The sequence below is a fragment of the Mitsuokella jalaludinii DSM 13811 genome, from assembly GCF_000702905.1.
GTDB lineage: Bacteria > Bacillota > Negativicutes > Selenomonadales > Selenomonadaceae > Mitsuokella > Mitsuokella jalaludinii.
The window spans coordinates 1-6,275 of sequence record NZ_JNKR01000048.1 but is presented as its reverse complement, the minus strand read 5'-3'; the positions used below and the strand labels follow the sequence as shown (position 1 = coordinate 6,275).

Here is a 6,275-nt window from a genome sequence, read left to right as displayed (position 1 = left end):
CATTCAATGGTCGGGATGACAGGATTCGAACCTGCGGCCTCATCGTCCCGAACGATGCGCGCTACCAAACTGTGCCACATCCCGTAGTCACAAGAAATATTATACGAAGAATCCACACTCCTGTCAACACCTTTTTCGAAAAAATTTCTTCAGGCTGCCATGAGATAGAAAAAATATGTTCGTAGCGCAAGAAAAAGCCAGATGAAAAGCAGGATTTTCACCAGGTGAGAACGAAATACTCCATATAATCAGAAAATCATTCATCTTCGCATAGGAGGGGTTAATATGGGCAGAATCCAGAAAATCTTAGTACCAGTCGACGGTTCCGTCAACGGCTGCAAGGCCGTCGATGAGGCAATCTTCTTCGCCGAGAAATGCAAAGCCGACCTCGATTTCGTCTACGTCGCCAGCAACATCAACAAAGACATCCCGAGCCACATCGTCTTCGATCGCATTTGGGAGAAACTGCCGGACGACATCAAGGCCTCCAAGCACGTTGAGACGGGCAACATCCCGAAAGCCATCATGCGCGTAGCCACCGAAGAGCACAGTGACCTCATCATCATGGGCAGCCGCGGCCTCGGCCTCTTCAAGGGCGCACTGATCGGCAGTGTCAGCCAGAAAGTCGTCGAAGAATCCCCGATTCCAGTCATGGTCATCAAGTAACTCCAGAACTACACGAAAAGACTGCCTCTGCACAGCAGCAGAAGCTCGCGGGCGGCCGTCTTTTGAGAAAGAAAGGGACTGCCGTCCGCACGGCAGTCCCTTTCTTTCTCTTCTGTTCGCTCTGTGGTATAATCAGGACAGGTATCCTATGTACATCTTCTATGGTTAGGAGTTTCTTATGCGTTTAAAGACTTATCGGACGTCCATCCTGCTCGGCGTGACGTTCACGATCCTCTTGTCGGCGTTCTGGTTCCTGCCGCAGCTGGCGTTCATCATCTTCATTTCGCTGCTCTTACAGCTGCTCTTGACGCCGCTCGTCGACCGGCTCGAGTCCCGGATGAACCGCGGGCTCGCGGCGGCAATCGTGCTCATTGGCTTTCTCACCGTCTGCGGCGGGCTGCTGCTGCTCGTCTCGAGTACGTTCATCCCGACGTTCACGCGGTTCGTCACGGATTTCCCGCAGATCACGGAGAAACTGCAACAGGCGCCTCTGATTCACGACAATGTCTACCTGACGGATGAATTCGAGCAGTTCTGGCTCGAGCTCAAGGCGGCAAGCATTGATGCGCTGAAATCATCGCTGACGATCCTGCTCTCAATCTTCAGCAAGTTCATCGACATGGTCATCATCATCTTTGTCACCTTCTACCTGCTCAAGGACGGCAATGATATCAAGATCTATCTCGCGAGCCTCTTCCCGCAGCGCGACTACAGCCGAGTGCTCGCGCTCTTCAACCGCATCCTCTCAGCTCTGCGCACGTACATCTGCAGCCAACTCGTCATCTGCAGCCTGACGGCCGTCATCGTCTTCCTCTACTACACCTCGCGAAGCCTGCCTTACGCCTCGGTCTTCGCGATGGTATCCGGCATCAGCGAGTTTGTGCCGGTGCTCGGCCCGACTGTCGCCTCGATCTTCGGTATCCTGCTGACGGCGACTGTCGACCCGTGGGTGGCCGTCCAGACGGCAGGCTTCTATTTGATCTTGACACAGGTCAACCACAATCTCGTCTATCCGACGCTGATCGGCAAGTCCCTGAATCTGCATCCAATCGCCATCATCCTCGGCATCATCTTAGGCGGCGAAGTGCTCGGCCCGGCCGGCATGTTCCTCGCAGTGCCCTTCATCGTCATCTGCAAGCTCGTCATCGAGGACATCTATCAGGACCGACTCGAGACAATAAAAAAACTCCGCACGTCCCGCTGGCTGACCAAGGAGAAGCACGAAGACCGTTGAATGTATCCTGCGACAAAAAAGCAGCGCTTCCCGCCTGCGGCAGGACATCTTGAATCAGATGCCCTCGCCGTCAAGGCCGGTGAAGCGCTGTTTTTCTGTGCGTTCGATCTGCATGAGGCGTCCCTTGCGGATGACGAGCACGAGCCTGCCGTACTGCAGCAGGCGGAATTCCTTGCGGATGCGCGCGGCGAGCTCCGTGAGGACGCGCTCGGGGTAGGGGGGCTTTGCATCTTCGGTGTCGTGCCAGCAGTCGAGGCGCTTTTTCTCGCTCCATTCGACCTGCATGAGGACGCCGTCCTGCGCGACGAGGACCATCTCGCCGTAGCTAATGGTGCAGAGGCCTTGGAGGATGTAGGCCATTGCTTTCTGTGGGATTTCGCCTGGGGCTGGTCTGATTCCGGGCATGAGATCGCCTCTTTCCAGATTAATGTATAGTAAACAAATATGTATTTATATACTGCTTTTATCATAGTATAGATGGAGCGAAAAGTCAAGGGAAGCCAAGATGCAGGAAATCTTTTTGTCACTGTAACTCAGTAACAGAAGGTGGCCGCAACATCTGCTATACTGAGGTCAGAAAGCAAGAGAGCCGCTCCGCACGGCAGCGACATGCGGAAGACAGATAACGGAGGGATAGTATGACGAAGGAACGCAAGACAAAAGATGTCATCATCATCGGTGCCGGCATGGCCGGCCTTACGGCAGCGCTCTACGCAGGGCGTTCGAATCTCTCGACGCTCGTGCTCGAGAATGCCATCGTCGGCGGGCAGATCGCCAACGCCGTCGGTATCGAGAATTACCCGGGCTTCACGAAGGTCAGCGGCAGCGACCTGATGACGACCGTCCAACAGCAGGCCGAAGCAGCTGGTGCCGAAGTCGATGAGTTCGACATGATCGAGCGCGTCGACCTCATGGGCAAGACGAAGATTGTCGAGACGCAGAGCTATATCTACGAGGCCAAGGTCGTCATCATCACTTCCGGCATGGAGCGCCGCAAGCTGCCGCTCAAGGAAGAGGCGAAGTATAGCGGCCGCGGCGTCCACTACTGTGAGCTCTGCGACGGCCACATGTATCAGGACAAGGTTATCTCCGTCATGGGCGGCGGCAATGCCGCAGTCGATGCGGCGAACTTCCTGACGAAGTATGCCAAGGAGCTCTACCTCATCCATCGCTCGAAGCTGCGCGCCGACAAGGCATCGCAGGACAAGCTCTTCGCCAATCCGAAGGTCAAAGTGCTGCTCGAGACGGAAATCCGCGCTCTGCACGGTGAAGGCCGCCTGACGAGCATCACCATCTACGACAAGGCAAAGGGTGAGGAGCGCGAGCTGCCCGTCGATGCCATCTTCGTCAACATCGGCGTCGTGCCGAACACCCACCTCTTCGAGGGACAGGTCAAGATGACGGAGAGCGGCCGTATCCTCGCTGGTGAGGACTGCCGCACGAATCTCCCCGGCGTCTTCGCTGCCGGCGATGTGCGCGAGAAGGAGATCCGCCAGCTGACAACAGCAGCGGCCGACGGCACGACAGCCGCCTTGCTCGCCGAAAAGTACATCGAATCTCTGTAAGTGGTTAACAAGAATATCTCGTCATTATTTCTGTATAGGAGGAATCATCATGGTAAAAGTCTACTCTATCACGCAGTGCCCCTGGTGCGACAAGGTTAAGAAGTATCTCAAATCGAAGGGCATCGCCTATGAAGAGCACAACATCGAGCTCAGCGATGCCGACCGCGACGAATGCTACAAGATCTCCGGCGACCTCATCGTGCCTGTCACGACGGTCAACGGCAAGGACTTTGTCGTGAGTTTCGACAAAGCCAAGCTCGACGCCCTGCTCGGCCTCTGAACCCCACAATCACACATTCTCTCTTCTATGAGCCAGCTACTTTTAGCTGGCTTTTCTCATGTCCATCACTTATAATGAAGAGTGAGAACAGAGAGTTTTTGTGATAAGTGCAGGTGAGAGTTATGGAACATCGGCAAAATGATAAACAGAAGAAATGGAATGAGAAAGCCCAGGGGATCGTCGAATACGCCCTGATCCTCGCCTTTATCGTCGGCATCGGTGCAGCAATATTCGCTAACGGAGGTCTGGCAGATGCAGTGGGGAAGGCATACTTTGATGTCTCTGAAGCGATTAGCAACGCAATCAATGGTTCGAATGAGGCCAAGCAGCAGCGCATGCAGGACCGATTGGAACTTGCATTAAAAGAGGCAATTAAGAAGGGGAATATTGACATGGATGCAGGGCATTGGATAGAAATCGATGTCCAGCAGGAGAAAAATAAAAATGGCGATTATGTAGATGGTGGTTCAAGTGGTGCGCAAAAGAATCAGGCGGACAAGGTCAGAGTCAATGGCCATTCATATCGCAATTTTACAGGTCTTTGGGGGGCCACCACACTTAAGATGTACGAGATGAATATCGAGCAGGATAGCGGCTGGGTCGGCGTGCGCATCGTATCGAATGGTGGTGGAAGCTACACATCGTATTACTATCGCGGTGATGCTACTACGGTACAGAATCAAAAACTTAATTACGGCGATACAAATGCGATGAATAACGCAACTAGAAATGATGGCACTAAACTGCTTCTGGGATCAAGTACATGGTCTAAGGACGAGTAAACAAGCCAAAGCCTCCTTTCACCTTGTCACCTCGCAAGCTCGGCACCTTTCCCACCTGGGGAAGGCAACTTTCCCTAGCAGTGTCTCACAATCGACAAGGTTCAACGAAACCAAAGCCTTCTCCGCTGGAGAAGGGGGACCGCGAAGCGGTGAATGTGGTCAGGGGAAGTGTGAGCCATCTTGTATCTTCATTGCCACACGAGAGGATTGTCATAGAAAAAGGGGCCGCCGTAGACGGTTGCCCTATCATTCATCAAGAAATGACCGCGCAGTCTGGGACTAGGCGGTCATTTCTTGTCTTAAAAGATTAAGGATGTGTGAAAGTTTCAAAATGGGCAGGAAATGTCATACTGAGGCCGTAATTGCATAATAGGATATACTGAGCAAAAATAGAGGGGGCGAAAAGGTGTTTTCCGTTCTAGTGGCTGAGGATGATGCCAATCTCAATCGCATGATATGTGCCAAGCTGCGTCAACCTAGTGGATACCGGAATGCCGCTGGAAGCACCGGATATGGTGGTGGATGAAAAGACGCAGATTTACCTCGGCAGCCGCATCAAGGACTATGTATCGGCCTTGAAGGAGCTTGGCTATCAGCCGGAGCAGGTGACGAAGATCCTCGTCACCCACAAGCATGCCGACCACACAGGCGAACTGCGGAGTTTCCCACAGACAAAAATCTATATGTCTCCGGAAGAAAAGGCAGCTACGGAATACCAGGGGGATAATGTGATAGGTGTGCAGTACAAGGATGGTCCTTACCACAATTTCCCCGCTTCCGAGAAGATTGCCGAGGGAGTCTACCTGCTCCCGGCCAAAGGACATACGACGGGCAACAGCATCATCGTTGCCGAGGCAGATGGCCTGTTCTACATGATGCACGGCGATGTGACTTACACGGATGAAGCCCTCTATGAAAATAAGCTTTCTGTGGTCTACGAGGACAAAGCGGCCGCCAGAGATACCTTGAACAAGGTGCGGGAGTTCGTGCGGAATAACCCGACCGTTTACTGCTCGACGCACACGCCTCTTGGCTATGAGAATCTGGAAGCCAAGAAGGTCATCGACCTTGACCATCCGCCTAAGAGCATCCCGCCTGAGGAAATCGCGGTGAAGGAAGCCACGGGCAAATACGTCTGCTCCATCTGCGGGCAGGTCTATGACCCGGCCATCGGTGATCCGGAACACGGCATCCCCGCAGGGACGGCCTTCGAGGATTTGCCCGCTGACTGGAAATGCCCGCGCTGTGGACAAGGCAAGGACAAGTTCAATAAAGCGTAATGACTGAACGCGGCTTACCTGTTGTGTCAAAATGTGAACAGAAAATAGGGGTTGTCACATCACTTGCTATCCTTTCTGGATAACAAGATGTGACAACCCTATTTTTATGGATTCAATGTGGGCTTAATCGGAAATATCCACGTCCGATATGATGTGGACTGTGTATTCCGGTACTGTCAATATTCTTTCGCAAAATCATGAACCGCATCCTCGTTGCAATTAGTCAAGGATGGTCTCGGCATCACATCCATATAGATGCTTCATGTCCATATATTTTTTTGCGCCCCATTGGGAACTCACGACATGACGTAATCTGGCGCAGACGAGCATCAACGCACTCTCTCCATCAGGGAAGGTGCCAATGACGCGCGTCCGGCGACGAATCTCCCGGTTGAGGCGTTCTATGGTGTTGTTGGTACGGATTTTCTTCCAGTGTTCTTCCGGAAAGTCCATGTACGTCAAGGTCTC

The 6,275-nt window shown here is 53.1% G+C and carries 8 protein-coding genes and 1 tRNA gene; 6 read left to right on the top strand and 3 right to left on the bottom strand.

Annotated features, from left to right (window positions below):
- Positions 1–7 precede the first annotated feature (7 nt).
- Positions 8–84, bottom strand: a tRNA-Pro gene (locus tag T518_RS10945).
- Positions 85–285: 201 nt separating this feature from the next.
- Here T518_RS10945 and T518_RS10940 point away from each other — a divergent pair.
- Together T518_RS10940 and T518_RS10935 are read left to right on the top strand one after the other, a co-directional pair.
- Positions 286–666, top strand: a complete 381-nt coding sequence (locus T518_RS10940) for a universal stress protein (RefSeq protein WP_036378899.1) — start codon at positions 286–288, stop codon at positions 664–666.
- A gap of 178 nt (positions 667–844) precedes the next feature.
- Positions 845–1,900 carry an AI-2E family transporter gene (locus T518_RS10935; RefSeq protein ID WP_036378898.1) on the top strand — a complete coding sequence of 352 codons (1,056 nt, stop codon included), beginning with the start codon at positions 845–847 and terminating at the stop codon, positions 1,898–1,900.
- Between the two features lie 54 nt (positions 1,901–1,954).
- On the opposite strand, the gene T518_RS10930 is transcribed toward T518_RS10935, so the two are convergent.
- Positions 1,955–2,305 (bottom strand): YezD family protein, encoded by a 351-nt coding sequence (locus T518_RS10930; protein WP_036378897.1) that lies wholly within the window; start codon positions 2,303–2,305, stop codon positions 1,955–1,957.
- A gap of 233 nt (positions 2,306–2,538) precedes the next feature.
- Here T518_RS10930 and T518_RS10925 point away from each other — a divergent pair, with 233 nt between their 5' ends.
- From T518_RS10925 to T518_RS12375, 4 genes are all read left to right on the top strand, one after another.
- Positions 2,539–3,465 (top strand): NAD(P)/FAD-dependent oxidoreductase, encoded by a 927-nt coding sequence (locus tag T518_RS10925; RefSeq protein WP_036378895.1) that lies wholly within the window; start codon positions 2,539–2,541, stop codon positions 3,463–3,465.
- A gap of 49 nt (positions 3,466–3,514) precedes the next feature.
- Positions 3,515–3,745 (top strand): glutaredoxin family protein, encoded by a 231-nt coding sequence (locus tag T518_RS10920; RefSeq protein WP_036378894.1) that lies wholly within the window; start codon positions 3,515–3,517, stop codon positions 3,743–3,745.
- Positions 3,746–3,867: 122 nt separating this feature from the next.
- Positions 3,868–4,527, top strand: coding sequence for a Flp family type IVb pilin (locus T518_RS10915; RefSeq protein ID WP_036378892.1), 660 nt, complete (start codon positions 3,868–3,870; stop codon positions 4,525–4,527).
- A gap of 458 nt (positions 4,528–4,985) precedes the next feature.
- Positions 4,986–5,807, top strand: coding sequence for a rubredoxin (locus T518_RS12375; protein WP_428829232.1), 822 nt, complete (start codon positions 4,986–4,988; stop codon positions 5,805–5,807).
- 219 nt (positions 5,808–6,026) lie between these two features.
- On the opposite strand, the gene T518_RS10905 is transcribed toward T518_RS12375, so the two are convergent.
- On the bottom strand, positions 6,027–6,275 hold a 249-nt coding region (locus tag T518_RS10905; RefSeq protein WP_036378891.1), incomplete at its 5' end, for a transposase.